We start from the raw sequence: 26,149 nt of genomic DNA, 5'->3' as shown, positions 1-26,149 counted from the left end.
GCGAAGCTCGCGAGGTCGCGACCGGCGTGCCGAGCCCGAGCAGGAAAACCCGGCGACACCGGCCACCTGGACAGGGGAGAGTTCGCCCTGATGTTCGCTGTCCTGCGCCACGCACGCCCCCCGTCCCCGCTCGCCGGCCGGCTCTCGATCCAGTCGTTGCTGTTCGCCCTCGGCGACGGCACCTTCATGACCGGGTCCGCGGTGTTCTTCACGCAGATCGTCGGCCTGTCTGCCGCCCAGGTCGGTCTCGGACTCACGATCGCCGGGGTCGCGTCGTTCCTCGTCGCGCTGCCGATGGGCAAGCTCGTGGACCGGTTCGGCCCGAAGAAGATGTGGGCTCTGAGCGCCGCCGGGCAGGCCGGGATGTTCGTGTTCTGGCCGTTCATCGACGACTTCCAGGGCTACCTGCTGATGGCGATCGGCATGGAGGTCATCGGCGTCCTCGGTCAGGTCGCGTTCCACGCGTACACGATCGACGTGCTGCCGGCCGACGAGCGCGTGCGGTCCCGCGCGTACATGTACTCGGCGCTCAACCTCGGCTTCACGCTCGGCGCGATGAGCGGCGGCATCGCGCTCGCCTTCGACTCGGACAGCATCCTGAAGGCCGTGCCGTGGTTCACGTCGGCCGTGTTCCTCGTCAACGCGGTCTTCGTGACGCGGCTGCCGAACGCGTCGCACGACGAGCTCACCCCGGAGGAGCGGAAGGTCACCATCCCGGGACCGGGACCGATGCGGAACGTCGGCTGGCTGCTCACGACGTTCTTCACCGGGGTCTTCTGGACCAACCAGGTGCTGCTGAACATCGTGATCCCGCTGTGGCTGGTGCAGGAGACCGACGCACCCCACGTGCTGCTCGCGTTCCTGTTCGGGACGAACACCGTGATGTGCATCTTCCTGCCGATGGCCGCCTCCCGCGGCGTGCACGACGTACCGACCGCGCTCCGCGCGGTCCGGGTGTCGTCGACGTTCTTCGTGATCTCCTGCCTGATCACGCTGTTCACCCACGACACCGTCGGCTGGGTGACGATCGCGCTGGTCTGGCTGGGACACGTCACCGTGACCGGCGCCGAGCTCTACCTGTCGGCGGCGAGCTGGGCCTTCGAGGCCGAGCTGATGGACCCGCGGCGCCGTGGCGCCTACCAGGGTGCGGCGGGGCTGACCTCGACGCTCGGCAAGGTGTGGGCGCCTGCGGTCTTCACGTTCCTCGCGATGAACTGGGGCGCCACCGGCTGGCTGCTCATCGCCGGCATCATCGTCGTCGCGACGGTGCTCATCCACCCGTCGACGGCACTGGCGCGCCGCTTCCTCGAGCAGCACGTCCCGGCCGAGGTGCTCGCCGACGCCCGCGCGGGCGACCACCGCGGTGCCGACGGGGCCGACGGGGCCTACGGGGCCGACGGGGTGGTCCCGCCGCCCCCGCCGTCGCTCATCGCGGAGTGAGCCAGAAGATCGGCAGCTCGCGGTCGGTGCGCTGGGCGTACTTGTCGTAGTTCGGCCAGGTCGCGGTGGCGACCGCCCACTTCTCGTCGCGCTCCGGGCCGGCCAGGAGCTTGGCGTCGACGGCGATGGTGCGGCCCTTGAAGGTGACCATCGGGTCCTGCGCGGCGACCAGGTTGCCGACCCAGGCCGGCGGCTCGGGGCGGCCCCAGTTCGAGCCGACGACCAGCCAGCCGTCACCGTGCGGGACGGTCAGGAGCGGGGTCGTGCGCAGGATGCCGGACTTCCGCCCCGGCACCTGGAGCAGCAGCTCCGGCAGCCCGGCGAAGTCCATGACGCTGAGCCGGCCTCGGGTGATCCTCTGCAGGAACAGGTCCATCCCGACGATGAGCTTGGCGTACCTCGGCAGCCAGGGCTGGGCACCGAGCCTCACCGCGACCGGCGTGAACAGCTTCATGCGCCGACCCTACGGGCGGGCGCGCTCGATCGCTTCCAGCTCCTCCGGGGACAGCTGCTGGTCCGACGCCCAGCCGGCGACGCTCTTGGCGTAGGTCCGCGCCTCGCTGCGGCCGTGGATCGAGGTGAGCACGAACCCGTTGCCCCCGTCGTCGGCCAGCGCGATCGACCACGAGAGATGACCACCCATGTCACCGAACGCGTCGTACCGCACCACCGAGACGTGCCGCAGCGCGTCGGTGCCCTCCGCGCGCAGCGCCGCGACCTCCTGGCGCAGCCCGTGCACGTCCTCGGGCATCGCGTCGACGCCCGTGCCGCCGCGGGGGCGCCCGGCCCGGCGTACCGCCACGAGCGCGACCAGCAGGGCGACGACGGCGACGGCCAGCGCGAGGATCTCCACCCGATGAGCCTAGGCGCGAGCGAAGAGGCGATCGGCGAGCCCGGCCAGCGTGTTCACGTCGCCGGTGGTCCCGCGCCGGTCGATCCGGATCGCGGTGATCCCGAGGTCGGTCGCGCCGTCGCAGAACCGCTGCTGGTCGTCGACGAAGACGGCCCGGTCGGCGGTGACGCCCAGCCGGTCGAGCGCGACCTGGTAGATCGTCGGCTCGGGCTTGGCCGAGCCGACCTCGCACGAGAGCACCAGCTCGTCGACCAGGTCGCTGAGCCCGAGCGCGTCGAGCAGGGGCCGGGTGTTCTCGGAGCAGTTGCTGACGAAGGCGGTCCGGACCCCCGCGGCGCGCAGCTCCTCGAGGAACGGGACCGTGTCGGGGTGGAGCACCGCGAGCTCGATGATGAGCTCCCGGTCGGCGGCGACGAGCGCCGCCACCTCGTCCTCCTCCGGCTCGCCACCGCTGCCACGGACGACGGCCGTGATCGCCTCAGCGAGGGTCGCCCGGCCGTCGGTGAGCTTCGCGCCCCACTCGGCGGCCGCGGACGCGAAGCCGCCCGGGGAGACGCCGGCGCGCGCCGCGAACCGGATCGCGTGCCGGGCGTTGTCCACGCTGAGCACGGTCTCGAACACGTCGATCAGGCAGGCGTCGTACGTCGGCACGCGCCGAGCCTAGGTGAACAGCAGGCGCCGGACCGTGGACCTCGAGAACAGCAGCGCCAGGACCAGGAGGGTCACCGGGATGAAGCCGCCCAGGCTGACCCGCCCCCCGAACGCGACGTCGACCACCCAGAGCACGACCAGCTTGCTCCCGACCGCGACGAGCCACAGTGAGACCGCGGCCACGGCCTTGCCGGTGCGCGTCTGCGCGCTGCGCAGCCGCCCCACGATCGCGCCCTTGAGCCGGATGACGATCTCGAGGGCCCCCTTGAGCAGGGCCGCGGTCAGCAGCGACAGCGTGAACCCCTCGCTGATCACCGCGGGCAGGTACTCCACCGCGAGGTTCAGCACGACGACGTAGACGAAGAAGTCGACCACGTCGGCGGGGTGCGCGCGGACCCACGCGGCGGTGCGTCCACCAGTCACACGCCCCATCCTGCCCGACGCGGGACGTGGAACCATGGCGGGCGTGACACGACGCATCGCCTACCAGGGTGAGCCTGGCGCCAACTCCCACCAGGTGTGCATGGAGCACTACCCCGACCTGGAGTCGGTGCCGTGCGCGTCGTTCGAGGACGTCTTCGCCGCCGTGGAGTCCGGGGACGCCGACCTGGCGATGATCCCGATCGACAACTCGATCGCCGGCCGGGTGGCCGACATCCACCACTTCCTGCCCGACTCGGGGCTGCACATCATCGCCGAGCACTTCCTGCGCATCCGGTTCTGCCTGATGGGGCTCCCGGGGTCGTCGCTGGACACGATCACGACCGTGCACAGCCACGTGCACGCGCTCGGCCAGTGCCGCAAGCTCATCCGCGAGCACGGCTTCAAGCCGGTGATCGCCGGTGACACCGCCGGCGCCGCCCGCGAGGTGGTGGAGTTCGACGACCCGACCCAGGGTGCGATCTCGCCGCCGCTGGCCGCGGAGATCTACGGCCTGGAGATCCTGGCCGCGGACGTCGAGGACGAGGACCACAACACCACCAGGTTCGTGGTGCTGTCCCGCGACCTGATCGAGGCGCCGGCCGGCAACGGCCCCGTCGTCACCAGCTTCATCTTCAACGTGCGCAACCTGCCCGCGGCGCTCTACAAGGCGCTCGGCGGCTTCGCGACCAACGGCGTGAACATGACCAAGCTGGAGAGCTACATGGTCGGCGGGGAGTTCACCGCCACCCAGTTCCTCGCCGAGGTCGACGGGCACCCCGACGACGTCGGCCTGAAGAACGCGCTCGAGGAGCTGTCGTTCTTCACCACCGAGGTGAAGATCCTCGGCGTCTACCCCGCCGACCCGTTCCGCGCCGAGGTCAGCTGAGACGGCCAGCTCCCGGCCCGGCTACGGGTTCTGCATCAGGTTGAACATGCCGCCCTGCGGGTCGGCGAGCACCGCCATCCGGCCCACGCCGGGCACGTCGAAGGCCGGCGCGACCACGCTGCCGCCCAGCTCGGTCGCCCGCGCGATCGTGGCGTCGGCGTCCTCGACGTTGAAGTAGACGTTCCAGTGCGGGGGGATGCCGTCGTCCGGCGGCGCCATCGCCCCGCCGACCTGGCGGTCCTCGACCATCAGGCAGGTGTACGCCGCTCCGCCCTCCATCGGCTGGTCCTCCCAGGCGACGCCGAGGACGTCGGCGTAGAACGTCGTCGCTGCCGGCACGTCGGGGGTGATCACCTCGTTCCAGATCAGGGTGCCGGGCTCGTTCGCGATCTCGGTGCCGATCGAGGACCGGGGCTGCCAGAGGTTCACCCGGGCGCCGGTCGGGTCGGCGATCGCGGACATCCGGCCCATGTCGAAGACGTCGAACGGCTCGGCGTCGACCCGCCCGCCGGCCGGCCCGACCTTCGCGGTGGCCGCGTCCACGTCGTCGACGGTCAGGTAGACGGCCCACCACGCAGGATGGTCGGTCACCCCCGGCGGCTGCCCGGTGATCCCGGCGACCGCGGCGCCGTCCTTGCTCACCGCGACGTACGTGCCCATCTCCCCCATCGGGACGTCCTCGAGGTCCCACCCGAAGAGGGGACCGTAGAACGCCTTCGCCGACTCCTGGTCGGGCGTCGCGAGCTCGACGTAGCTCGGCGTGCCCTGTGCATACCTCTCGAACCTGGACATGGACCCAGGGAACACCCGACCACCGACAGTGGCAATGCCCTCGCCGGGGCGGCCGAGTAGGTTCCTCTCGTGGACCAGCAGGACCCCCGCACCAAGGACCTCGGCTTCGCGCGCGTCGATGTCGACCGCGCGGCGCGCACCGGCGACCCCGAGGTCGTGTACGGCGCCGGCAAGACGCCCGACCAGGTGGTCGGGATCCTCCGCGCGCTCCACGAGAAGCACCCCGAGCGGGCCGTGCTCGCGACCCGCCTGGCGCCCGAGGCGCTGGACGTCGTCAGCCGGGCGCTGCCGGACGCGGACATCGACCTGGTCGCCCGGGCGGTGACGCTCGGGCCGCTGCCCGAGCCGCGCGGCACGGTCGCGGTCGTCGCCGCCGGCACCTCCGACGCCCCGGTCGCCGCCGAGGCCGCGCTGACCGTGGCCGTGCACGGCGCGGGGGTCGACCGGATCGACGACGTCGGCGTGGCCGGGCTGCACCGCCTGCTCTCGGTCCGCGAGCGGCTCGAGGCCGCGGACTGCCTGGTCGTGGTCGCCGGGATGGAGGGCGCGCTGCCGTCCGTGGTCGGCGGCCTCACCGGCGTCCCGATGGTCGCGGTGCCCACGAGCGTCGGGTACGGCGCCTCGCTCGGCGGGATCGCCGCGCTCCTCGCCATGCTCAACTCCTGCGCGCCCGGCGTGACGGTCGTGAACATCGACAACGGCTACGGCGCCGGGGTGCACGCCGCCCGGGTCGCCCGGCAGACCGTGCGATGACCGCGATCTGGGTCGACGCGTCCGCGGGCGCCAGCGGCGACATGCTGCTCGGTGCGCTCGTGGGCGCAGGCGTACCCCTCACCGTCCTCCAGGACGCGATCGACGCGGTCACGCCCGAGCCGGTGACGCTCCGCGTCGAGGAGGTACGCCGCAACGGGCTGGCCGCGACCCGGGTGCACGTCGAGGGCACCGAGTCCCGTCACCACCGCGCCTGGCGCGACCTCCGGCCGCTGCTCGAGGGCACCGCGCTCGCGGTCTTCGAGCGGCTCGCCGTCGCCGAGGCAGCGGTCCACGGCACCACGCCGGAGGACGTGCACTTCCACGAGGTCGGCGCGCTGGACGCGATCGCGGACGTGGTCGGCGTCTGCGCCGGCTTCGCCCACCTCGGCGCTCGCCACGGCCACGGGACCAGCGTCACGGTCTCCCCCGTCGCCGTCGGCTCGGGCACCGTCCGGACCGCGCACGGCACGCTGCCGGTGCCGCCGCCCGCGGTCGCCGAGCTGCTGCGCGGCGTCCCGTCGTACGCCGGCCCCGTCGCGATGGAGGCCTGCACCCCCACCGGCGCCGCGCTGCTGACCACGCTGGCGACGGCGTACGGGCCGCAGCCGGCCATGACGGTCGAGGCGATCGGCGTCGGCGCCGGCGGTCGCGACCCGGAGGGGCACGCGAACGTGCTGCGGCTGTTCGTCGGCGCCTCGGCGGGCTCGACCCCCGACGGCCCGCTCCTGCTCGAGTGCAACGTCGACGACCTCGACCCGAGGGTGTGGCCGAACGTGATCGCGGCGCTGCTCGAGGCAGGCGCGTCCGACGCGTGGCTGACCCCGATCCTCATGAAGAAGGGACGCCCCGCGCACACGCTGAGCGCCCTCGTCGACGCCGACCGCGCGGCCGACGTCCGCGCCGCGATCTTCCGGCAGACCTCGACGATCGGGCTGCGCGAGCAGCCGCTGACGAAGCACGCGCTCGAGCGTGAGATGGTTCAGGTCCAGGTCGACGGCCGAGCAGTGGCCGTCAAGATCGCCCGCCACGACGGCGCCGTCGTGAACGCGCAGCCGGAGTACGACGACGTGGCTCGAGCCGCGGTCGAGCTCGGGCGCCCGGTCGCAGACGTGCTCGCCGAAGCCACCGCCCTCGCTAGGAAGTTCCTCCCTTGATGGACCCCGCAGTCATCGGCCTGACGTTCCTGGCCATCTTCGTCGTCGAGCTGCCCGACAAGACGTTCCTCGCGACGCTGGTGCTGGCGACGAAGTACCGCCCGATCCTCGTCTGGGTCGGCGTCAGCCTGGCGTTCCTGGTGCAGACCGTGGTCGCGGTCGCGCTCGGCCATGCCGTGTCGTTCCTGCCCGAGACCCTCGTGCACGCCGCGGCGGCCCTGATGTTCCTCGCCGGCGCGGTGATCCTGATCCGCGAGGGCCGCAGCCACCAGGCCAGCGAGGGCGAGGAGATCGAGACCAAGAACGTGCACGGCCTCCAGGCCGTGATCGCCAGCTTCCTCGTGCTGTTCGCCGCGGAGTGGGGCGACCTCTCGCAGCTGCTGACGATCTCCCTGGTCGCGAAGTACGAGAACCCGATCTCGGTGTTCATCGGCGCCCTCGGCGCCCTGCTCGTCGTCAGCGGTCTCGCGGTGGTCGCGGGCCGGCAGCTGCAGCGGTTCGTGAAGCTGCACGTCCTGCACTACATCGGCGCCGCCGTGTGCCTGGTGCTCGCCGGGGTCACGGCGTACGGCCTGCTCTTCTAGGTGGGTGGCTCCAGGGGCTCGTGCCGGCGAGCGGCGCGGAGCGTGCGAGCCCGTGGAATCTGGCCATCTAGAGTGCCGGTCATGAGCATCCACGGCGCCGACAGCGAGGTCGGCCGTCTCGAGACCGTCCTCCTCCACCGCCCCGGCAACGAGCTGAAGCGGCTCACGCCGCGCAACAACGACAAGCTGCTGTTCGACGGGATCCCGTGGGTCGCGCGGGCGCAGGAGGAGCACGACGGGTTCGCCCAGGCGCTGCGCGACCGCGGCGTCGAGGTGCTGTACCTCACCGAGCTGCTCACCGAGACGCTCGCCCAGGACGACGCCCGCAACCACGCGATCACCACCGCGCTGGCCGGTCTGCACCTCGGCGACACCCTGCGCGCCTACCTCGCGCGCTACCTCAGCGAGGCGGCGCCGGAGGAGCTGACCGGCTACCTCACCGCGGGGATCCGCAACGACGAGGTGCGCGGCGGCTTCGGCCTGGTCACCTCGCTGCTCGCCAGCGACGACTTCCTCATCGACCCGCTGCCGAACCTGCTGTTCACGCGCGACTCGTCGGTATGGGTGCGCGACCGGGTCGCGATCACGTCGCTGGCGATGCCCGCGCGCTCGCGCGAGACCCAGCTGACCGAGCTGATCTACACCGAGCACCCCCGCTTCCGCGGCTCGCGCACGATCCACGGCTGGCAGTACGAGCACGTGGAGGGTGGCGACGTCCTGCTGATGGCGCCGGGCGTGATCGCGGTCGGCGTCGGCGAGCGCACCACCCCTGCCGGCGTCGAGCGGTTCGCCCGCCAGGTCTTCCACGACGGCCTCGCGCACACCGTGCTCGCCGTACCGATCGCGCAGGAGCGCGCGACCATGCACCTCGACACGGTGTGCACGATGGTCGACGTCGACAAGATCGTGATGTACCCGGCCGTCGCGGACACGCTGACGGCGTACGCCGTCACGCCGGACAGCGACGGCGACGGGGCCCTCTCCGTGGCCGGTGCCGAGCCGTTCCTGGTCGCCGCGGCGAAGGCGATGGAGATCGACACGCTGCACCAGATCGACACCGGCCTGGACCCGGTCACCGCCGAGCGCGAGCAGTGGGACGACGGCAACAACACGCTGGCCATCGCGCCGCGGGTGGCGGTCGCGTACGAGCGCAACGTCGAGACCAACGCGCGGCTCGAGGAGGCCGGCATCGAGGTCGTGCGGATCGCCGGCTCCGAGCTCGGCTCGGGCCGTGGCGGGCCGCGGTGCATGAGCTGTCCGGTCGAGCGGGCGCCGCTCACCGAGAGCTGATCGGCTCACAGCACGCCGGTGAGCACTCCCCCGTCGGCGCGGAGAGCGGCGCCGTTGGTGGCCGACGACAGCGGGCTCGCCAGGTAGGCCGCGAGGTGGGCGATCTCGGTCGGCTCGAGGAAGCGCTCCAGCAATGACGTCGTGTTGCCCGCCGCGATCGCGCTCTTCAGCTGCTCGGCGGGCATCCCCTGCGCCCGGGCGATGCCGCCGACGGCCTCGGCGACTCCGTCGGAGTACGTGGGTCCGCCCAGGATGGTGTTCACGGTGACGCTCGTGCCGCGGGTGAGCTTGGCCAGGCCGTTGCCCAGGGCGAGCATGCCGGCCTTGGTCACCCCGTAGTGCGCCATGTCGGCGGGGACGTTCACGCCCGACTCGCTGCTGATGAAGATGATCCGGCCCAGCCCCGGGCCAGCATGCCGGGCAACGCGTGGCGCGACAGGCGGACCCCGCTCATGAGGTTCACGTCGAGGTACCGCTGCCACTCGTCGTCCGCGATCTGGTCGAACGGGGCGACGTCGAAGACGCCGACGTTGTTCACCAGGACGTCCACGTCGCCGAGCGAGCTCAGCAGCCCGCGCACCTGGGACGGGTCCACGAAGTCGGCCGCGATCCCGGACACGTCCGCGCCCGGCACGACCGCCCGGAGCCGCTCGACGGCCGCGTCCACTCCCGCAGCGGTCCGCCCGTTGAGGACGACGGCCGCACCCTCCTCGGCGAGCGCTCGCGCGACGGCGTACCCGATCCCCTGCGTCGATCCGCTCACGAAGGCCCGCTTGCCCGTCAGCCCCAGATCCATGCTTCTCTTCCTCTCGTTGACTTGCTCAGACAAGTCAACGGTAGGTCGGATGACTTGCTCAAGCAAGTCACGTACGCTGTGGCCATGCCCGACTCCCCTTCCGAGCTCACCGGCGAGGACCTCGAGACCTGGGCCGCCCTGGCGACGGTGCTCGAGTGGCTGCCGCCCGCCCTGGACGCCCAGCTCCAGCGCGACGCCCAGCTGACGCACTTCGAGTACGGCGTCCTGTACGCGCTCGCCGCGGCCCCTGAAGGGACGCTCCGGATGAGCGTGCTGGCGGGCTACGCGAACAGCACGCTCACGCGACTGTCGCGCGCGGCCGCGCGACTGGAGTCCCGCGGCTGGCTGCGCCGCACACCCGACCCCACCGACGGTCGCTACACGCTGGCGATCATCACCGAGGACGGGCAGGAGAAGGTCCGGCAGGCGACCCCCGGCCACGTGGAGGTGGTGCGACGGCTCGTCCTCGACCGGCTCACGACGTCACAGACGCGGCAGCTGCGGGAGATCAGCCAGCGGATCGCGCGCGCCATCCGCGACGAGGGCGGCTGGGCGCCGTCCGGCTGAGCCGTGGCACGAAAAGGCTCGGCCGTTGTCGACGGGGGACACGACAACGACCGAGCGTGACGAATCTACGTTCCGTACGGCGCGGCGCACAACCACCACGCCGTACGGCGTGTTCAGCGGATCGTGACCTGGCGGTTGGCGAGTCCCGAGCGCGCGGAGCGCTCGTCACCGGTGAGGTCGGAGTCGTCGGCGAGCGCGGCCTTCAGGTCGGCCGCGAACCGCTCGGCGGGCTCCTCCAGCGCCTCCGGGCCGGTGCCGACCGGCAGGTCCCAGACCGGCGCGAGCAGGCCGTGGGCGCGGAACATCCCGACGAACCGCGAGCCCTCGACCAGCACGTCCTTGCCGGCCGCGTGCAGCCGCGCGAGCGCGTCGAGCAGCTGGTCCTCGGGCTCCGGCATCACCCAGCGCAGGTGCTCCTTCGAGCCGACGTTGGTCCAGTACGCCGACTCCACGGTGGTGAGGCGGGCGGTCGGCATGGCCGCGGCGTTGGCGTGCTCCAGGGAGGCGGCGAACGCCGCGCGCTCGTCCTCGTCCTCGACGTCGGCGACCCAGAAGTCGAAGCCGTCGTGCACGGTCACCGCCAGCCGGTCGCCCTTCACGAGGTCCTGCAGCCGCGGGCCCTCGCCCGGCGGGTCGGTGAGACCGACGAGGCCGGTCTCGGACTCCAGCGCCTTGGTCAGCACCGCGCCGAGGTCGCGCGCGGGGTCACCGAAGTTGTGCTGGACCTGCAGCCCCAGCCAGATCTCGCCGCTCGCCCGGACCATCGCGGGCACCGCCATCGGCAGCAGCGAGCAGAGCACGACCTTGCGGTCGGAGTCCTTCAGGGTGAGCTCGGCGGTGGCGGCCGGCACCAGCTCGCGCATCGCGACGACGTCGCACTCCGACGGCAGTCCCTCGAACGGTCGGCTCACGAACGGCGTCGGCGCATCGCCCGCGGCGCCGTGGCAGGCCTTGTACCGCTTGCCGGACCCACAGGGGCAGGGCTGACGGGGGCCGACCTCGCCCTCGGTCGACGGCTTCGGCTGGGACTTGGTGCGGGACTTCTTGGCCATGGGCCAGAGGCTATCGGGATCGCGTCGCGGACCCGATGGTGGTGGTCGAGCGAGCGGCGCGACCGAGGAACGAGGTCGCGACCTGCGTGTCGAGACACCGGCCGCGTCAGCGGGCCTCCCGCTCATCCAGCAGGTCCAGCAGGTACGCCGGACGGTCCGTGATCACGGCCTTCACCCCGAGCTCGAGGCACAGGTCCAGGTGAGCGGGGGTGTTCACCGTCCACACATGCAGGTCGTGCCCCGCCCTGGTGATCCGCGGCCCCAGCTTCCGGTGGTCGTCGAGCTCGCGGATCCCCGGGCCGACGATCCAGTCCTTGCCGATCACCTTGCTGAGCGCCGGCCAGTGCCGCGCCTTCTCGACCAGCTGCACGAGCGGGACGTCGGGCGCGAGCCTCTCCACGCGCCGCAGCGCCGAGATCGAGAAGCTCATCACCCGCGCCGGGGAGTCCGGCCGGTCCCAGCCGAGGTGGCGCAGCTGCTCGACGAGCCGGCGCTCGACCAGGCCGCCGTACCGCGTCGGGTGCTTGGTCTCGATCGCCACCTCGACCCGGCGGTCGTAGTCGGCGACCACCTCCAGGAGCGTGCGCAGCGTCAGCACCCGGTCGAGCCGCTCGTCGCGGGCCGGCGCCTCGTCGTCGAGCTCGCGCCAGGGGTTCTTCCAGGCGGCGAAGTCGAGCTCGTCCAGCTCGGCGAGCTCCATCGTGGAGACGGCGGCCTTGGTACTGGCCGTCCGCCGCAGGTCACGGTCGTGCACGCACACGAGGTGGCCGTCGGCGGTCATCCGGACGTCGCACTCGAGCGCCTCGGCGCCCGCGTCGAGCGCGGCGACGTACGCCCCGAGCGTGTGCTCGGCGTTCTCGTGGCTGGCGCCACGATGGGCGACGACCTGCGGCCTCACCGGGCGCGGTGCTCCACGAGACCGACCAGGTTGCCCTCCGTGTCGCGCAGGAACGCCTGCCACTCGTCGGTGCCGGCCGGGCCGAGGGCGTCGTCGTCGTGCCCGAAGATCACGTGCGGCTCGGACTCGACGTGGTCGCGCAGCCGCGCCACAGCCGCGTCGATGTCGTCGACGCGGAGGTAGATCGTCGCGCGCTCGCTGCCGGTGCTGAGCATCAGCCGGACGCCGCCGACGTCGAAGAACACCAGGCCGGGCGGGTCGTACGTCGCGACCGGGGCCGCGCCGAGGAGCTCGGTGTAGAACGCGGTCGCGCGGTCGAGGTCGTCGGCGTGCTGGGCGACCTGGACGATCTGGACGGGGTCCATGACGTGATGATGACAGCCTCAGCGGGAGCGGAGGAACATCCCGAAGTGCGGGACCGTGAACGACACCTTCCCGCGCTCGGCGGAGTACACCAGGCCCTTCTTGATCAACCCGTCGCGCGCGGGCGACAGCGACTGCGGCTTGCGGTCGAGGTGCTTGGCGACCTCGGCGGTCGAGATCGCGGCGTCGCCGTGCTCGGCGCCCAGGTCGGCCATCGCGCTCATGTACTCGCGCTCGGCCGGGGTCGCCCGGTCGAAGCGGGCGCCGAAGAACCCGACGGCGAGCTCGGCGCCGGCCTCGGGGGCCGCGGTGAGCACGTCGCGGACCGTGATCGGGCTGGTGACGGCCGCGTCCCAGGTGGCCTTGCCGTACGCCTGGACGAAGTAGGGGTAGCCGTCGGTCAGCCGGTACAGCACGTCCAGGGCGTCCTGCTCGAACTGCACGCCCTCGGTCGCGGCCGGGCGCGTCCACGCCGGGTTCGCCATCTCGCGCGGGAGCCGGTCGACGGGGACGTAGCGGAACAGCCGCTCGGCGTACGACTTCGACGCGGCCAGCGCCACCGGCAGGTGCGGCAGCCCGGCGCCGACCACGATCAGCGGCGCGCCCTGCTGGCTGATCTCGTGGCAGGCGCCGCACAAGGCGGCGAGCTCGACCGGCGCGATGTCCTGCATCTCGTCGATGAACAGCGCGACGCCGACGCCGAGGTCCCGGGCGAGCCCCCCGAGGTCGGTGAACAGCTCGACGAGGTCGAGCTCGAGGTCGCCGGAGTCCCCGCGGCCCTTGGTGGCGGGTACGTCGAGCGGCGGGGTCCACCGCCTGCCCTTGCGGGCGTCCAGCTCGGTGCGGAGCGCGAAGCTGCGCAGCACGCCCGCGACCTCGTCCGGGCGGTCCGGGTCGCGGTGGCGGTGCCCGACCTCGCGGATCGCGGCGTGCACCGCCTGGGCGATCGGGATCCGGATGCTCTGGTCGGGCCGCGCCTCGATCTTGCCGGTCCCCCAGGCGCGGCGTACCGCCTGGCCGCGGAGGGTGTTGAGCAGCACCGTCTTGCCCACGCCGCGCAGCCCGAACAGCACCATGCTGCGCTCCGGGCGCCCCGCCGCGATCCGCTCCAGCGTGATCTCGAACTGCTGGAGCTCGCGGTCGCGCCCGGCCAGCAGCGGCGGCCGCTGCCCCGCTCCCGGCGCGTACGGGTTCCGGATCGGGTCCATGTCAGGACGATATCCAGGTGTCTAGCGTTGTTCCTAGACAACTCGCCGCCGCTTGTAACGCGGGGTTATGGGCTCTGGTCACCCCGTTATTGCGGGGATAGAAGACTCCAGAACACCGCGTTACAAGCGGAACGGCCCAGGAGCGGTCAGGCGGACTCGACGGCGCTGATCCGGTCGCGGGCGGACTCGTAGGAGCGGACCAGGCCGGCGCGGAGCATGTCGATCAGCTCGGGGACCTCGTCGATCGCCAGGCGGAAGGAGCCCGCGCAGACGTTGTCGCGCCAGAGCGAGAGGACCACCAGGCCGGACTCCTGGTGCCAGGTGGCCCGCAGCGCGCGGTCGCCACCACGGGCGTCGAGGAAGATCGACCCCGTCTCCGGCAGCGGGCGGACGACGGTCACCCCTCCATCATGCGCCTCGTCCTCAACCTCTGTCACCGGTTCTGCCTAGACTCACTGGCGTGCCCGAGCTGCCCGAGGTGGAAGCGCTGGCCCTCGACCTCAAGGGCCGGCTCGACGGGCACGCCATCGCGAAGATCCACATCGCGGCGTTCAGCGCGCTGAAGACCTTCGACCCGCCGCTGTCGGCGCTCGAGGGGACGCTGGTCGACGACGTCAGCCGGCACGGCAAGTTCCTCGACATCGAGGCCTCCGGGCTGCACCTGGTGCTCCACCTCGCCCGCGCGGGCTGGGTGCGCTGGCGTGACGAGGTCCCGACGATCCCGCCGAAGCCGAGCACCAAGTCCACCCTCGCGCTCCGCGTGGTGCTCGACGACCAGTCGGGGCTCGACATCACCGAGGCCGGGACCCGCAAGAGCCTGGCGGCGTACGTCGTCCGCGACCCGCAGGACGTCCGGGGCATCGCCAGCCTCGGGCCGGACCCGCTCACCGACGACTTCACGATCGAGCGGCTGCAGGAGATCCTCGAGAAGGAGGGGCGCAAGCAGCTCAAGGGCGTGCTGCGCCACCAGGGGACGATCGCGGGGATCGGCAACGCCTACTCCGACGAGATCCTGCACGCCGCGAGGATGTCGCCGTTCAAGCCGTCGAACAGCCTCACCGACGACGAGCTCGCCACGCTGTACGCCGCCGTGCGCGACACGCTCGGCGCCGCGGTCGAGCGCTCCCGCGGGCTGCACGCCAGCGAGCTCAAGGGCGAGAAGAAGTCGAACCTCGCGGTCCACGGCCGGGCCGGCCAGACGTGCCCGGTCTGCGGCGACACCGTGCTCGAGGTGTCCTTCGCCGACTCCAGCCTGCAGTACTGCCCCACCTGCCAGACCGGCGGCAAGCCGCTGGCCGACCGAAGGATGAGCAAGCTCCTCAAATGATCCCCACCGTGAGCATCGACCAGGTCCCCGACCCGCTGCCCGACGGGCTCGTCGTCCTCGACGTGCGCGAGCCGGTCGAGTGGGAGCACGCGCACATCGAGGGGGCGGTGCACATCCCGATGTCGCTGATCCCGGTGCGGTACGCCGAGATCCCCGAGGGTCAGACCCTCGTCGTGTGCAAGGTCGGCGGCCGCTCCGCGCAGGTCACCGCCTGGCTGCAGCAGCAGGGCGTCGACGCGGTGAACCTCGCCGGCGGGATGCTCGACTGGGAAGCGGCCGGGCGCCCGATGGTGAGCGACACCGGCCGGCCTCCCCAGGTCGTCTAGCCCTAGCCGGCGTCCATCGAGGCGGTCAGCTCGCTGAGCATCGACTCGAGCTCGCTCGGGTCCAGGTCGGTCGGCAGTTCGGTCGGCAGGTCGCTCATCATCGACTCGAGATCGCTCGGCAGGTCCGTCGGCAGGTCGGTCGGCAGGTCCGTAGGCAGGTCCGACAGGCCGGGCACGGCGTCGGGGCAGGTCTCGGCGGCCCAGTCGCCGAACGCGTCGCCGGCCTCCTGGTCGGCCTCGCTGAGGTCGTCGCCGAGGGTCTGCAGGTCCGCGAGCGAGGCGTCGTCGGGCAGGTCCCGGGCGGCGTCGACGAAGACCTCGAAGCCGTCGCGCACCTCGTCGGGGGCGTCCGCGGGCAGGCCGACGTCCTGCATCTCCTCGGCCCAGTCCTTGATCGCCTCCACGGCGTCGCCGGGGTCACCCTCCATCGCCTGTCCGAGGATGTCGGTGAAGAACGAGCCGAACGCCTCGCAGAAGTCCTCCTCCGAGGCGTTGTCCGGAGCGCTGGACGCACCGTCGCCGCCGTCGTCGCCACACCCCACGAGCGTGCCGAGCGCCAGTGCGGTGCCCGCCAGCGCGACGGCTGCCTTCCGAGCTGTTGTCCTCATGGACTTCATCCTGGCGGGCCGGCGGCGAACAGGCCAGGGGCGGGCAGCGGCAGCGCCCGCTCCAGCCGGCGGCGGTACGTCGCTCGCGACACCTCGACCGCGCCGAGCGAGGCGAGGTGCGGGGTCAGCCACTGGACGTCGAGCAGCCGGTCCGCGGCGTGCTCGTCGGCCAGGCCCTGGACCAGCGCGACCAGGGCGACCTTGGACGCGTCTCGCACGCGGTGGAACATCGACTCCCCCGCGAACAGCCCGCCGATCGCGATGCCGTACAGCCCGCCGGCCAGCTCGCCGTCGCGCCACGTCTCGACCGAGTGCGCCCACCCGAGCCGGTGCAGCTCGCCGTACGCCGCCCGGATGTCGCGGTCGATCCAGCCGGACGGCCGGGTCGGGTCCGCGCAGCCGGCGACGACCTCGTCGAACGCCGTGTCGACGCGGATCTCGAAGTCGCGGCAGGAGCGGAGCAGCGACCGCGAGACCCGCAGCCGGTCCAGCGGCAGCACACCGCGGCGCACGGGGCAGAACCAGTACATCGGGTCGCCGCGCTGCCCGGACGGCATCGGGAACAGCCCGCGGCGGTACGCCTCGAGCAGGGTGCCGGGCTGGAGGTCGGCGCCGATCGCCACGAGGTCGTCGAGCTCGTCGTACGCCGACGGGTCGCCGAACGACCATCGGGTCGGCGGCGGCTCCTCGGGGGTCACGGGTCGAAGGTAGTGGCAGTCCGTACGATCGACGCATGAGCGGGAAGGCGGTGGAGCGGCAGCCCGAGCTCACCGCGAGCTTCGTGCGCGACACGCTGGACCGCGCGATCACCGCCGTACGGCCGACCGCCGACACGCTGCTGGTCGCGCGCGGCGACGTGGACACCGCGGTGCACGAGCTGATCGACACCCACATCCGGTACGCCGGCGCCCAGGGCCTGCTCACCGGGCTCGGCGGCGTCCTGGCCGCGGCGTTCACGATGCCCGCCAACCTCGCCGGGCTCGCGCTCGTGCAGGCGCGGATGGTCGCCGGGATCGCGCACCTGCGCGGCTACGACCTCGACGACCCCCGGGTCCGCAACGCGGTGCTCGCCAGCATGCTCGGGGAGGACCTGGTCGACCGGCTGATCGCGGAGCGCAAGCTCCCCGCGCCGCCGATGGCGATCGCGACGGCCCCGGTGCACGACCCCGAGCTGGACCGCGTGCTGTCGGCCGAGGTCGCCTCCGAGCTGATGACCCGGGTCGCGGGCAAGCGGCTGGCGATCACGATCGCGCGGAAGGTGCCGATCGTCGGCGGCGCGTTCGGGATGGGTGCCGACGGCTTCCGGACCTGGCAGGTCGGCGACTACGCCGCGCGCGAGCTCCGGCCCCGCACCCGCCGGTAGGCCTTGAGCAGGCCGCGGCCGTAGGACCCGGACTGCAGCCGGCGCACCAGCTTCTCGCGCCAGCGGTACGTCGGCCGCAGGTACGCCCGCTCGAGCGCCTTCTGGGTCTCGAGCAGCTCGTGCTCGAGCCGCTCCTCGTTGTGCCGCAGCCGCGCGCTCTCCAGCAGCAGCGCCTTGATCGCGTCCAGCGCAGCGGCGGAGACCTGCTTCTCGGACGGGTTGTCCGGGTCGGCGTACTGCGTGACCGGCGGCGCGCCGACCAGGTCGTGCAGGTCGCCGACCACGTCGTACCCGCGTCGCTCGATCTCCGCGATCCACGACGAGGTCACCTCGGAGACCCACGGGTGCACGTCCGGCGGCAGCGCCAGCCGCGGCGAGCCGGTGCGCGCCGACAGCGTCTGGTGGGCGAGCAGCTCGCGGACCAGCGGGCGGTAGTCGCCCGGGTTGAGCTCACGGTTGGCGGCGCGGTTGATCCGGCGCACCAGCGCGGTCTCGGGGGCGCCGAGCGACGGGTTGGCGCGCTCCGCCTCGAGGTCGAGGTCGAGGCCGTCGAGCCCGAAGGCGACGCTGAAACGCTTCCAGAGCAGGTTCTTCGGGCCGCCGCGCGGCGGGACCGTCACCAGGTGGATGCGCTCGGGCGGCAGGTCGTGGCCCCAGCGGTTGAGGATGTCCGGCAGCTCCTGGACGCCCCAGAACCAGGTGGCGATCCGGGTGTCGCGCTCCGGCTTGCGGATCTGGTCGAGGAAGTTGCCGTACGACAGCGCCTGCCGGTGCTTGACGTTCTCCTGCCACTCGGCCGGGATCTGGCGGACCAGGTCGCGCACCGACAGCACCACGTGCACCTCGGTGCCGTCGCCGTGCCCGAGCGACTTGAGCGCCCGGCCGGCCTGGGCGCGGGAGGCGGTCGCGAGGATCTCGTGGCTGATGATCGCGGTGCCATGGTGCTTGCGGACCTTCTCGGCCAGCGCGTCCCAGGCGCCGACGGCCTCGGCCTCGAGGCCGCCCCAGGGCAGCCGCATCAGGTCGAGGGCGGCCAGGAAGTGCGCGTCGAAGCGGTCCGCGGGGTAGAGGATCCCGGCGCTCGCGAGCGTGCGGCGGTTCCGGAACAGGACGTCCTGGAGGTACGACGTCCCCGTCTTCGGGGTGCCGACGTGCAGCAGGACTCGTGTGGCCACTATCTCTTCTTTTCCAGCAGCAGGCGCAGGGCGTGCGCCAGGACTCCGGCGTCCGAGGGTTCCGGTACGCCGGCGCGATCAGCGGGCAGCAGGCTGTCCAGATCGCCGTGGACAGGGTATCCAGCGCGCAGCAGCGCATCACGCAGGTGGGTCGCCCGCTCGTGCACCCGCTCGAGGTGCTCGGCGGGCAGCACCAGCGGCGCCCCGGGCAGCGCGGCGAGGCGCGGGCGCAGGGTCTCGCGCAGCAGCGCCCGCCGCTCGGTGGGGACGGCGAGCAGCCCGAGCGCCTGCCCGACCCGGCGTGCCAGGTCGGTGGCGTCCGCGGACAGCGGCTCGGCGGCGGGCGCGGGCCGGCGTACGCCGATGATCCGCGGGACCTCGGCCGGGTCGAGGACGATCCGGACCCGCTCCTTGCCGACCCGGTCGCTCCAGGCCTTCGCGACCTTCACCAGGTCGATCCGGCCGGGCACGGTGCCGCGCTTCACGTGCGGGTCCAGCCACTCGCGCCAGCTCGGGGCGCCCGCGGAGAGGCTGCGCGCGGTCCACGCGTGGGTGTACATCGTGCCGAGGTCGGTGCCGAGCACGAGCACTGTCGCGCCCCGGCCGCCCGGCGGGCGGCCGTGCCGGACCAGGTCCGCACGGATCGGGCCGGTGAGGACCACGTCGCCCTCGAGGCGGTACTTCCGGCGCCGCCACCGCTTCCTCGGCGGGTGCTCCGTCTCGGGCAGCCCGGCCGCGTGCACGTCCTCGGCCAGCAGCATGGTGGCGACCCGGATCAGCTCGTCGTCGGGCAGGTCGGCGGGGTCGACCGGTCGCGGGCCGAACTCGAGGGGCGGCACCGCACCCTCGAGCTCGAGGTCGGGGCGGCCGCGGCCGGGAGCGCTGGCCTCCAGCACCCGAGCGGCGAGCTCCGGCGAGGTCGGCCCGGCCCCGTTGAGCCGGCGCAGCAGCTCCAGCTGCTGCGCACCGGGCAGGATCCGGCCACGCGGGTCGCCCGCGCCGGTCCAGTCGCGCCACGGCGTCGTACCGCCGGCCTGCAGGTGCGCGACCCAGCCCCAGGCGCGGTGCACGCCGTCTTCCGTCATCGTTCCCGGAGGCGCTGGGCCTGCGCGCGGACCCGGTGCGTGAGCTGGCGCTCGGGGTCGGGTCGCCGGGCGGCCTCGCGGGTCATCGCGGCCAGCGCGTCCAGCGCGCTGCCGAGCTGGCGCTTGGCGCGGACCTTGTCGGGGTCCTTGTAGGGCACGTCCTCGGCGGGGCGGACCGGCCGCAGGTCGGCGACGTCGCCGACCACGTCGACGCCACTGCCCTCGATCCACTCGATCCAGCGCTCGGCCTGCTCCTCGGCCCAGTCGTAGCGCTCGGGAGGCAGGCGTACGGCGGCCGACTCGCGCTTGACCAGCTCGCCCTGGGCGAGCATGTCGCGGATCAGCCCGTCGTACGTCGACTCGCGGCGCGCGGTGCGGTCCATCCGGCGGTTGAGCTGGCGGATCACCTGGGTCTCGGCGATGCCCAGCGAGCGGTTGGAGCGGTCGCTGTCGAGCGGCGCCCAGGCCGGGTTGATGCCGAGGACCTCGCACATCCGCTGCCAGAGCTGGTCGCCGTGCTGGTCGCGGGACGACGACGGCGGGACGGTCACGACGTGCACGTGCTCCGGCGGCAGCCCGGCGCCCCAGGTGCCGAGCACGCGCGGGACGTCGAACGCGCGGTAGAACCAGGTGCGGCCCTTCTCGTACCGGTCGAGGAAGCGCTTGTAGCTCCACCGCCGGCCCTGCTTGATGCTCTCCTGCCACGCCGCGGGGAGCTGCCGGCCGAGGTCGCGGGCGGTGTAGACGACGTGGATCTCGGCGCCGGCGAGGTCGCGCATCGCGCGGGCCACCTGGCCGGGCGCGGCCGGCGCGAGGATCTCGTGGCTGACCACGACGGAGCCGGAGCGCTTCTTGATGCGCCGCGCCAGCGCGTCCCAGCTGCCGTCGGCGTGCCCGGGCGCGCCGCCCCAGTCCTGGCCGAGCAGGTCCAGCGCGCCGCGGAAGTGCGCGAGCCCGGGGCTGACCATCGGCGACGTGGTCGGGAAGTGGACGTCGTGCTCGGCGAGCGTCTTCGCGTTCAGCGCGAGCCGGTCCTGGAGGTACGTCGTCCCTGTCTTCGGCGCACCGATGTGCAGGTAGACCCTCCGGCTCATGCTCCGGATTCTGCCAGTGCTCGCACAACCGCCGAGGGACTGGGGCGACCGAGGTGCCCCGCCATCCAGACCGAGGTCGCCACGACCTCGCGAAGGTCGACGCCGTGCTCGATGCCGAGACCGGTGAGCATCCACACCAGGTCCTCGGTCGCGAGGTTGCCGGTGGCGCTCTTGGCGTAGGGGCAGCCGCCCAGCCCGCCGGCGCTCGCGTCGAACGTCGTGATGCCGGACTGCAGCGCCGACAGGGTGTTCGCGAGGGCCTGCCCGTAGGTGTCGTGGAAGTGCATCGCGAGCTGGTCGGTGTCCATCCCGGCGGCGGTGAAGGCGTCGACGAGGTCGGTCACCTGGCCCGCCGTACCGACCCCGATCGTGTCGCCGAGGCTGAGCTGGCTGGCGCCGAGGTCGAACAGCCGCTTGCCGACGCTCACCACCTGCTCGACGGGTACGGCGCCCTCCCACGGGTCGCCGAAGCACATGGAGACGTAGGCGCGGACGTCGAGCCCGGCGTCCCGGGCGCGGCGCACGGTCGGCTCGAACATCGCGAACTGCTCGTCGAGGCTGCGGTTGAGGTTCTTCTGCGCGAACGTCTCGGTGGCGGAGCCGAAGATCGCGATGTGCTGGGCGCCGAGCTCGAGCGCGCGGTCGAGGCCACGCTCGTTGGGCACCAGCACCGGGCAGTCGCGCCCGGCCTCGCCGAGCAGCTCCATCAGCTCGGCGGCGTCGGCGAGCTGGGGCACCCACTTCGGGTGCACGAAGCTGGTCGCCTCGACGATCGGCAGTCCGGCCAGGCGGAGCCGCTGCACGAACTCGGCCTTCACACCGGTCGGCACCAGCGTCTTCTCGTTCTGCAGGCCGTCGCGGGGACCGACCTCGTAGATCGTGACGGCGGCGGGCAGCTCACTCATCGGGGGTCACCTCCAGCAGCGTGTGGCCGAGCGCGACCTGGCCGCCGGTGGTGGCCGACAGGCCGGCGATCGTGCCGTCGAACGGCGCCTTGAGCGCCAGCTCCATCTTCATCGCCTCGAGCACGACGAGCACCTGGCCGGCCTCGACCCGGTCGCCGTCGGCGACACGTACGTCGAGGACGGTCCCGGGCATCGGCGCGGTGATCGCGCCGTCGGAGACCACCGCGTGGTCGCCGAAGACGTCGGGCCGCTCGAACACGAAGCGCTGGCCCTCGTAGGCGACCTCGGCGACGTGCGGCTGCACGTTGACCACGGCGCTGCGCAGCGCGCCGTCGATCTCGAGCGTCAGCGTGTGGTGGGCGGCGTGCACCTGGCGGACCGCGAGGTCATCGACGCGGCCGGAGTGCCGGTCCACGACGACCGGGCGGTCGAGCTCGACGATGGTCGGCGCCGGGTCGGCGCCGGAGCGCCAGCCGTCGGACTGGAACGGCCCGCTGCCCTCGTACGCCGCGAGCATCGCGCTCACCCACGCGACGAACACCCGCGGGAGCTCGTCGTCAGGCGCCTCGACGGTGTGCCGGTCGAGCCACGCGGTGTCGATGGTGGCGTCGCGGAACTCGTCGCTCGCGGCCAGCGCGCGCAGGAAGCCGGTGTTCGTGGTGAGGCCGAGGATCGAGGTGTTGTCGAGCGCGTCGACGAGCGCGCGGCGGGCGGCCTCACGGTCGGCGCCGTGCACGATCACCTTGCCGAGCATCGGGTCGTACGACGTGCTCACGACCTGCTCGGGCTCCAGCGCGTGATCGACTCTCACAGAGTTCTCGGTGGTCGAGTAGCGAGCGCCGGCGAGCGTATCGAGACCGGGCCACCGCACGATCGACGTACGCCCGGCCTGGGGCAGGAAGCCGCCGAACGAGTCCTCGGCGTACACCCGGGCCTCGATCGCGTGGCCGGTCACGGTGACGTCGTCCTGGCCGATCGGCAGCGGCTCGCCGTCGGCGACGCGGAGCTGGAGCTCGACCAGGTCGAGGCCGGTGATCGCCTCGGTGACCGGGTGCTCGACCTGGAGGCGGGTGTTCATCTCCAGGAAGTACGCCTCGCCGGTGGCGTCGTCGAGCAGGAACTCCACGGTCCCGGCGTTGCGGTAGCCGACGTGCCTCGACAGCGCGACCGCGCTGCTGGTGACCAGCGCGCGGACCTCGTCGGTGATGGTCGGCGCGGGCGCCTCCTCCAGCACCTTCTGGTGCCGGCGCTGGGTGGAGCAGTCGCGCTCGAAGACGTGCACGACGTTGCCGTGGGTGTCGGCCATGACCTGCACCTCGATGTGCCGGCCGCGCTCGACGTACTTCTCGATGAGGAGGGTGTCGTCGCCGAAGGCGCTCAGCGCCTCGCGGGCCGCAGCCGCCTTGGCCTCCTCGAGCTCGGCCTCCTCGCGCACGACGCGCATGCCCTTGCCGCCGCCACCGGCCGCGGCCTTCACCAGCACCGGGAACCCGGCGTCCTCGCCGCGCGGCACGACGGGCACGCCCGCGGCGACCGCGATCTCGCGGGCGGCGTCCTTGCGGCCCATCGCGTCCATGACGTCGGCGGTCGGGCCGACGAGCGTGATGCCGGCGTCCTCGAGCGCCTTGGCGAACGCCGAGCGCTCGGACAGGAAGCCGTAGCCGGGGTGCACGGCGTCGGCGTTCGCGGCCTTCGCGGCGCCGACGACGGCGTCGATGTCGAGGTAGCTCACGACGTGCCGGGCCTCGTCGGCGGCGCGCACGTGCGGCGCGGTGCGGTCGAGGTCGGTGTAGATCGCGACGGTGCGGATGCCCATCCGCCTGGCGGTGCGCATGACGCGCAGGGCGATCTCGCCGCGGTTGGCGATGAGGAGTGTCTGCATGCCGATCACATCCGGAAGACGCCGTACGACGGCGTCGGGATCGGGGCGTTCGCGGCGGCCGCGAGGCCCATGCCGAGGACGCGGCGGGTGTCGGCCGGGTCGATGATGCCGTCGTCCCAGAGGCGGGCGGTCGCGTAGTACGGCGAGCCCTGGGTCTCGTACTGCTCGCGGATCGGCGCCTTGAACTCCTCGTCGTCCGGCTTGCCGGCGACGGTCGCGAGGACGCTCGCGGCCTGCTCGCCGCCCATGACGGAGATGCGCGCGTTCGGCCACATCCAGAGGAAGCGCGGGTCGTAGGCGCGCCCGCACATCCCGTAGTTGCCGGCGCCGAAGCTCCCGCCGATGACGACGGTGAACTTCGGGACGACGCTGCAGGCGACCGCGGTGACGAGCTTGGCGCCGTCGCGGGCGATGCCGCGGTTCTCGTACTCGCGGCCGACCATGAAGCCGGTGATGTTCTGCAGGAACACCAGCGGAATGCCGCGCTGGTTGCAGAGCTCGATGAAGTGCGCGCCCTTGAGGGCGGACTCGCTGAAGAGGATGCCGTTGTTGGCGACGATGCCGACCGGGTGGCCCCAGATGTGCGCGAACCCGGTCACCAGCGTCTCGCCGTACAGCTTCTTGAACTCGTGGAACCGGCTGCCGTCGACGACCCTTCTGATGACCTCTCGGACGTCGTACGGCGTGCGGGTGTCGGACGGGACGACGTCGTAGATGCTGCTCGGGTCGTCGTGCGGGTCCTCGACCGGCGCGATCTCGTACGACGGTCCCTCGGGCCGGCGCTCGAGGGTGCCGACGATGCTGCGGACGATCGCCAGCGCGTGCGCGTCGTCCTCGGCGAGGTGGTCGACCACGCCCGACGTACGCGCGTGGACGTCGCCGCCGCCGAGGTCCTCGGCCGTCACGACCTCGCCGGTCGCGGCCTTCACCAGCGGCGGGCCGCCGAGGAAGATCGTGCCCTGGTTGCGCACGATCACGGTCTCGTCGGCCATCGCCGGGACGTAGGCGCCGCCGGCGGTGCACGAGCCCATCACGCTGGCGATCTGGGGAATGCCCTTCGCGGACAGGTTGGCCTGGTTGAAGAAGATCCGGCCGAAGTGCTCGCGGTCGGGGAACACCTCGTCCTGCATTGGCAGGAACGCGCCGCCGGAGTCGACGAGGTAGATGCACGGCAGCCGGTTCTCGGCCGCGACCGTCTGCGCGCGCAGGTGCTTCTTGACCGTCATCGGGTAGTACGTGCCGCCCTTGACGGTCGCGTCGTTGGCGACCACCACGACCTCGCGGCCGCTGACCCGCCCGATGCCGGCCACGACGCCGGCGCTGGGCACTCCCCCGCCGTACATGTCGTACGCCGCCAGCGGGCTCAGCTCCAGGAACGGACTGCCCGGGTCGAGCAGCCGGTCCACCCGATCACGCACCAGCAGCTTGCCCCGGTCCGTGTGCTTCTGCCGCGCCGCCTCGCTGCCGCCCTGCCTCGCTGCTGCCAGGCGGTCGCGGAGCTCGTCCACCAGCTCCCTCAGGTTGCTCACCCGGCTAGGTTAGCGATCATTAACCTGCGGGTCCACCGGCTGGTTCTCCGCTGCGTCGGAATACCCGGTCGACCGGGTAATCCGACGGTTGTTGGGGTTTGCAACGGCCGTCAAGTGACAGATTCCCCGGTCGACCGGGGAAACCGACCCGCGGAACATCCCGGACCCACCCGTCGTTGGGACCACATGACCGCCATCGCCCTGACCTCCGACTCCTTCGAGCAGACCGTCGTGGAGAACGACATCGTGCTCGTCGACTTCTGGGCTGCGTGGTGCGGTCCGTGTCGTCAGTTCGCGCCGGTGTTCGAGGCCGCGGCCGAGCAGCACCAGGACGTGGTCTTCGGCAAGGTCGACACCGAGGCCGAGCAGTCGCTCGCCGCGGCCGCGCAGATCACCTCGATCCCGACGCTGATGGCGTTCCGCGAGGGCATCCTCGTCTTCGCCCAGCCGGGCGCGCTCCCCGCGCCGGCGCTCGAGCAGGTGATCACCGCGGTCAAGGACCTCGACATGGACGACGTACGACGCCAGCTGGCCGAGCAGCAGGACGGCGGCGCCCCGCAGGGTTAGTGACCGCTAACCTGAGGTCGTGACCCAGACCGAGCAGACCAGCCGCCGCGACCAGATCCTCGCGACCGCGGCCGACCTGTTCGCCGCGCGCGGGTTCCACGGGGTCTCGGTGGTCGACATCGGCGCCGCGTGCGGGATCTCCGGACCTGCGCTCTACAAGCACTTCGCGTCCAAGCAGGCGGTGCTGGCCGAGATGCTGGTCTCGATCAGCGAGGAGCTGCTCCGCGTCGGCACCGAGCGCGCGCAGGAGGCGGACCCGCTCGCGGCGCTCGTCGAGTGGCACGTCGACTTCGCGCTGCGGCACCGCCCGCTGATCGTGGTGCAGGACCGCGACTGGGAGTCGCTCCCCGCCGAGGCGCGCGAGCGGGTGCGCAGCCTGCAGCGGGAGTACGTCGACCTGTGGGCCGGCCAGCTGCTGCTGACCGACGAGAGCCTCGACCTCCCGACAGCGCGGGCGATGGCGCACGCGGCGTTCGGGCTGATCAACTCCACCCCGCACAGCGGGCTGCTCCCCGACCCGCAGATGCGCGAGGTGCTCAGCCGGATGGCGCTGGGGGCGCTGCGGCCCTGAGCGGACG

General features: G+C 72.5%; 30 protein-coding genes and 1 pseudogene. 12 read left to right on the top strand and 19 right to left on the bottom strand.

Going from position 1 to position 26,149, the window contains the following annotated elements:
- The first annotated feature begins 90 nt into the window (after positions 1-90).
- A complete protein-coding gene (locus MJ604_RS11305; protein WP_243058433.1) occupies positions 91-1,440 on the top strand; it encodes an MFS transporter in 1,350 nt (449 codons plus the stop codon).
- Here MJ604_RS11305 and MJ604_RS11300 read toward each other — a convergent pair.
- The 4 genes from MJ604_RS11300 to MJ604_RS11285 are packed head-to-tail and all read right to left on the bottom strand — an operon-like array spanning position 1,427 to position 3,367.
- The gene (locus tag MJ604_RS11300) at positions 1,427-1,894 is read right to left on the bottom strand and encodes a nitroreductase family deazaflavin-dependent oxidoreductase (protein WP_243058432.1); all 468 of its coding nucleotides are present in this window, start codon (positions 1,892-1,894) and stop codon (positions 1,427-1,429) included. The genes MJ604_RS11305 and MJ604_RS11300 overlap by 14 nt on opposite strands.
- Positions 1,895-1,903: 9 nt before the next feature.
- Complete coding sequence (locus tag MJ604_RS11295; protein ID WP_243058431.1) at positions 1,904-2,293, bottom strand: DUF4446 family protein; 390 nt, start codon at positions 2,291-2,293, stop codon at positions 1,904-1,906.
- 9 nt (positions 2,294-2,302) lie between these two features.
- Positions 2,303-2,944, bottom strand: coding sequence for an HAD family hydrolase (locus MJ604_RS11290; RefSeq protein ID WP_243058430.1), 642 nt, complete (start codon positions 2,942-2,944; stop codon positions 2,303-2,305).
- Between the two features lie 9 nt (positions 2,945-2,953).
- On the bottom strand, positions 2,954-3,367 hold the full coding sequence (locus MJ604_RS11285; protein ID WP_243058429.1) for a hypothetical protein: 414 nt from the start codon (positions 3,365-3,367) through the stop codon (positions 2,954-2,956).
- 34 nt (positions 3,368-3,401) lie between these two features.
- Between MJ604_RS11285 and MJ604_RS11280 the strand changes: the two genes are divergently transcribed.
- The gene (locus tag MJ604_RS11280; RefSeq protein WP_243058428.1) at positions 3,402-4,253 is read left to right on the top strand and encodes a prephenate dehydratase; all 852 of its coding nucleotides are present in this window, start codon (positions 3,402-3,404) and stop codon (positions 4,251-4,253) included.
- 21 nt (positions 4,254-4,274) lie between these two features.
- Here the strand turns inward: MJ604_RS11280 and MJ604_RS11275 are convergent, their stop codons facing one another.
- The gene (locus tag MJ604_RS11275; RefSeq protein WP_243058427.1) at positions 4,275-5,045 is read right to left on the bottom strand and encodes a VOC family protein; all 771 of its coding nucleotides are present in this window, start codon (positions 5,043-5,045) and stop codon (positions 4,275-4,277) included.
- A 69-nt stretch (positions 5,046-5,114) separates the two neighbouring features.
- Here MJ604_RS11275 and larB point away from each other — a divergent pair, with 69 nt between their 5' ends.
- From larB to MJ604_RS11255, 4 genes are all read left to right on the top strand, one after another.
- Positions 5,115-5,798 carry a nickel pincer cofactor biosynthesis protein LarB gene (gene larB / locus MJ604_RS11270; RefSeq protein ID WP_243058426.1) on the top strand — a complete coding sequence of 228 codons (684 nt, stop codon included), beginning with the start codon at positions 5,115-5,117 and terminating at the stop codon, positions 5,796-5,798.
- Entirely contained in the window at positions 5,795-6,952 is a 1,158-nt protein-coding gene (gene larC / locus MJ604_RS11265; protein WP_243058425.1) for a nickel pincer cofactor biosynthesis protein LarC, read from the top strand. The genes larB and larC overlap by 4 nt, the downstream gene beginning before the upstream one ends.
- Positions 6,952-7,536 carry a TMEM165/GDT1 family protein gene (locus MJ604_RS11260; RefSeq protein WP_243058424.1) on the top strand — a complete coding sequence of 195 codons (585 nt, stop codon included), beginning with the start codon at positions 6,952-6,954 and terminating at the stop codon, positions 7,534-7,536. Before larC ends, MJ604_RS11260 begins: the two co-directional genes overlap by 1 nt.
- Positions 7,537-7,617: 81 nt before the next feature.
- Positions 7,618-8,826, top strand: coding sequence for an arginine deiminase (locus MJ604_RS11255; protein ID WP_243058423.1), 1,209 nt, complete (start codon positions 7,618-7,620; stop codon positions 8,824-8,826).
- Positions 8,827-8,831: 5 nt separating this feature from the next.
- Here MJ604_RS11255 and MJ604_RS11250 read toward each other — a convergent pair.
- Positions 8,832-9,622, bottom strand: a pseudogene (locus MJ604_RS11250) (SDR family NAD(P)-dependent oxidoreductase).
- A gap of 84 nt (positions 9,623-9,706) precedes the next feature.
- Between MJ604_RS11250 and MJ604_RS11245 the strand changes: the two are divergent.
- The gene (locus MJ604_RS11245) at positions 9,707-10,189 is read left to right on the top strand and encodes a MarR family winged helix-turn-helix transcriptional regulator (protein ID WP_243058422.1); all 483 of its coding nucleotides are present in this window, start codon (positions 9,707-9,709) and stop codon (positions 10,187-10,189) included.
- A 113-nt stretch (positions 10,190-10,302) separates the two neighbouring features.
- Here MJ604_RS11245 and MJ604_RS11240 read toward each other — a convergent pair whose 3' ends face one another.
- From MJ604_RS11240 to MJ604_RS11220, 5 genes are all read right to left on the bottom strand, one after another.
- Positions 10,303-11,241: a DUF5926 family protein gene (locus tag MJ604_RS11240; protein ID WP_243058421.1), complete on the bottom strand. Its 939-nt coding sequence runs from the start codon at positions 11,239-11,241 to the stop codon at positions 10,303-10,305.
- A 106-nt stretch (positions 11,242-11,347) separates the two neighbouring features.
- Positions 11,348-12,139: a glycerophosphodiester phosphodiesterase family protein gene (locus MJ604_RS11235; RefSeq protein WP_243058420.1), complete on the bottom strand. Its 792-nt coding sequence runs from the start codon at positions 12,137-12,139 to the stop codon at positions 11,348-11,350.
- Positions 12,136-12,504 (bottom strand): VOC family protein, encoded by a 369-nt coding sequence (locus tag MJ604_RS11230; protein WP_243058419.1) that lies wholly within the window; start codon positions 12,502-12,504, stop codon positions 12,136-12,138. The genes MJ604_RS11235 and MJ604_RS11230 overlap by 4 nt, the downstream gene beginning before the upstream one ends.
- A gap of 18 nt (positions 12,505-12,522) precedes the next feature.
- Positions 12,523-13,710 (bottom strand): ATP-binding protein, encoded by a 1,188-nt coding sequence (locus tag MJ604_RS11225; RefSeq protein ID WP_243058418.1) that lies wholly within the window; start codon positions 13,708-13,710, stop codon positions 12,523-12,525.
- 146 nt (positions 13,711-13,856) lie between these two features.
- Positions 13,857-14,111 (bottom strand): hypothetical protein, encoded by a 255-nt coding sequence (locus MJ604_RS11220; RefSeq protein WP_243058417.1) that lies wholly within the window; start codon positions 14,109-14,111, stop codon positions 13,857-13,859.
- A 59-nt stretch (positions 14,112-14,170) separates the two neighbouring features.
- On the opposite strand from MJ604_RS11220, the gene MJ604_RS11215 reads away from it, so the two are divergent.
- A complete protein-coding gene (locus tag MJ604_RS11215) occupies positions 14,171-15,037 on the top strand; it encodes an Fpg/Nei family DNA glycosylase (protein WP_243058416.1) in 867 nt (288 codons plus the stop codon).
- Between the two features lie 8 nt (positions 15,038-15,045).
- A complete protein-coding gene (locus MJ604_RS11210; protein ID WP_243058415.1) occupies positions 15,046-15,363 on the top strand; it encodes a rhodanese-like domain-containing protein in 318 nt (105 codons plus the stop codon).
- Positions 15,364-15,365: 2 nt separating this feature from the next.
- Here MJ604_RS11210 and MJ604_RS11205 read toward each other — a convergent pair whose 3' ends face one another.
- Complete coding sequence (locus MJ604_RS11205) at positions 15,366-15,971, bottom strand: hypothetical protein (RefSeq protein WP_243058414.1); 606 nt, start codon at positions 15,969-15,971, stop codon at positions 15,366-15,368.
- Positions 15,972-15,976: 5 nt separating this feature from the next.
- A complete protein-coding gene (gene aat, locus MJ604_RS11200; RefSeq protein WP_243058413.1) occupies positions 15,977-16,669 on the bottom strand; it encodes a leucyl/phenylalanyl-tRNA--protein transferase in 693 nt (230 codons plus the stop codon).
- A 35-nt stretch (positions 16,670-16,704) separates the two neighbouring features.
- Here aat and MJ604_RS11195 point away from each other — a divergent pair, with 35 nt between their 5' ends.
- Positions 16,705-17,334 carry an EcsC family protein gene (locus tag MJ604_RS11195; protein WP_243058412.1) on the top strand — a complete coding sequence of 210 codons (630 nt, stop codon included), beginning with the start codon at positions 16,705-16,707 and terminating at the stop codon, positions 17,332-17,334.
- On the opposite strand, the gene MJ604_RS11190 is transcribed toward MJ604_RS11195, so the two are convergent.
- The 6 genes from MJ604_RS11190 to MJ604_RS11165 are packed head-to-tail and all read right to left on the bottom strand — an operon-like array spanning position 17,295 to position 25,004.
- Entirely contained in the window at positions 17,295-18,509 is a 1,215-nt protein-coding gene (locus MJ604_RS11190) for a hypothetical protein (protein WP_243058411.1), read from the bottom strand. The two genes, MJ604_RS11195 and MJ604_RS11190, sit on opposite strands and share 40 nt — an antisense overlap.
- The gene (locus MJ604_RS11185; RefSeq protein ID WP_243058410.1) at positions 18,509-19,594 is read right to left on the bottom strand and encodes a hypothetical protein; all 1,086 of its coding nucleotides are present in this window, start codon (positions 19,592-19,594) and stop codon (positions 18,509-18,511) included. Before MJ604_RS11185 ends, MJ604_RS11190 begins: the two co-directional genes overlap by 1 nt.
- The gene (locus MJ604_RS11180) at positions 19,591-20,688 is read right to left on the bottom strand and encodes a hypothetical protein (RefSeq protein ID WP_243058409.1); all 1,098 of its coding nucleotides are present in this window, start codon (positions 20,686-20,688) and stop codon (positions 19,591-19,593) included. The genes MJ604_RS11185 and MJ604_RS11180 overlap by 4 nt, the downstream gene beginning before the upstream one ends.
- Positions 20,685-21,593 carry a hydroxymethylglutaryl-CoA lyase gene (locus tag MJ604_RS11175; RefSeq protein ID WP_243058408.1) on the bottom strand — a complete coding sequence of 303 codons (909 nt, stop codon included), beginning with the start codon at positions 21,591-21,593 and terminating at the stop codon, positions 20,685-20,687. The genes MJ604_RS11180 and MJ604_RS11175 overlap by 4 nt, the downstream gene beginning before the upstream one ends.
- A complete protein-coding gene (locus MJ604_RS11170; RefSeq protein ID WP_243058407.1) occupies positions 21,586-23,475 on the bottom strand; it encodes a biotin carboxylase N-terminal domain-containing protein in 1,890 nt (629 codons plus the stop codon). The genes MJ604_RS11175 and MJ604_RS11170 overlap by 8 nt, the downstream gene beginning before the upstream one ends.
- 5 nt (positions 23,476-23,480) lie before the next feature.
- Positions 23,481-25,004, bottom strand: coding sequence for a carboxyl transferase domain-containing protein (locus tag MJ604_RS11165; protein WP_243058406.1), 1,524 nt, complete (start codon positions 25,002-25,004; stop codon positions 23,481-23,483).
- Positions 25,005-25,190: 186 nt separating this feature from the next.
- Here MJ604_RS11165 and trxA point away from each other — a divergent pair, with 186 nt between their 5' ends.
- Together trxA and MJ604_RS11155 are read left to right on the top strand one after the other, a co-directional pair.
- The gene (trxA, locus tag MJ604_RS11160) at positions 25,191-25,571 is read left to right on the top strand and encodes a thioredoxin (RefSeq protein ID WP_243058405.1); all 381 of its coding nucleotides are present in this window, start codon (positions 25,191-25,193) and stop codon (positions 25,569-25,571) included.
- 19 nt (positions 25,572-25,590) lie between these two features.
- Complete coding sequence (locus tag MJ604_RS11155) at positions 25,591-26,142, top strand: TetR/AcrR family transcriptional regulator (RefSeq protein ID WP_243058404.1); 552 nt, start codon at positions 25,591-25,593, stop codon at positions 26,140-26,142.
- Positions 26,143-26,149: the final 7 nt, after the last annotated feature.

It is taken from the genome of Nocardioides sp. SR21, from assembly GCF_022761125.1.
Lineage (GTDB): Bacteria > Actinomycetota > Actinomycetes > Propionibacteriales > Nocardioidaceae > Nocardioides.
This window is presented reverse-complemented; position numbering and strand designations above follow the sequence as displayed.

Bases quoted from the DNA above. Each gene is read 5' to 3' on its own strand.
- MJ604_RS11305 (WP_243058433.1), top strand. From the start codon at position 91: ATGTTCGCTGTCCTGCGCCACGCACGCCCCCCGTCCCCGCTCGCCGGC.
- MJ604_RS11300 (WP_243058432.1), bottom strand. From the start codon at position 1,894: ATGAAGCTGTTCACGCCGGTCGCGGTGAGGCTCGGTGCCCAGCCCTGG.
- MJ604_RS11280 (WP_243058428.1), top strand. From the start codon at position 3,402: ATGGCGGGCGTGACACGACGCATCGCCTACCAGGGTGAGCCTGGCGCC.
- MJ604_RS11275 (WP_243058427.1), bottom strand. From the start codon at position 5,045: ATGTCCAGGTTCGAGAGGTATGCACAGGGCACGCCGAGCTACGTCGAG.
- larC (WP_243058425.1), top strand. From the start codon at position 5,795: ATGACCGCGATCTGGGTCGACGCGTCCGCGGGCGCCAGCGGCGACATG.
- MJ604_RS11260 (WP_243058424.1), top strand. From the start codon at position 6,952: ATGGACCCCGCAGTCATCGGCCTGACGTTCCTGGCCATCTTCGTCGTC.
- MJ604_RS11255 (WP_243058423.1), top strand. From the start codon at position 7,618: ATGAGCATCCACGGCGCCGACAGCGAGGTCGGCCGTCTCGAGACCGTC.
- MJ604_RS11245 (WP_243058422.1), top strand. From the start codon at position 9,707: ATGCCCGACTCCCCTTCCGAGCTCACCGGCGAGGACCTCGAGACCTGG.
- MJ604_RS11240 (WP_243058421.1), bottom strand. From the start codon at position 11,241: ATGGCCAAGAAGTCCCGCACCAAGTCCCAGCCGAAGCCGTCGACCGAG.
- MJ604_RS11230 (WP_243058419.1), bottom strand. From the start codon at position 12,504: ATGGACCCCGTCCAGATCGTCCAGGTCGCCCAGCACGCCGACGACCTC.
- MJ604_RS11225 (WP_243058418.1), bottom strand. From the start codon at position 13,710: ATGGACCCGATCCGGAACCCGTACGCGCCGGGAGCGGGGCAGCGGCCG.
- MJ604_RS11205 (WP_243058414.1), bottom strand. From the start codon at position 15,971: ATGAGGACAACAGCTCGGAAGGCAGCCGTCGCGCTGGCGGGCACCGCA.
- MJ604_RS11195 (WP_243058412.1), top strand. From the start codon at position 16,705: ATGAGCGGGAAGGCGGTGGAGCGGCAGCCCGAGCTCACCGCGAGCTTC.
- MJ604_RS11185 (WP_243058410.1), bottom strand. From the start codon at position 19,594: ATGACGGAAGACGGCGTGCACCGCGCCTGGGGCTGGGTCGCGCACCTG.
- MJ604_RS11180 (WP_243058409.1), bottom strand. From the start codon at position 20,688: ATGAGCCGGAGGGTCTACCTGCACATCGGTGCGCCGAAGACAGGGACG.
- MJ604_RS11175 (WP_243058408.1), bottom strand. From the start codon at position 21,593: ATGAGTGAGCTGCCCGCCGCCGTCACGATCTACGAGGTCGGTCCCCGC.
- MJ604_RS11170 (WP_243058407.1), bottom strand. From the start codon at position 23,475: ATGCAGACACTCCTCATCGCCAACCGCGGCGAGATCGCCCTGCGCGTC.
- trxA (WP_243058405.1), top strand. From the start codon at position 25,191: ATGACCGCCATCGCCCTGACCTCCGACTCCTTCGAGCAGACCGTCGTG.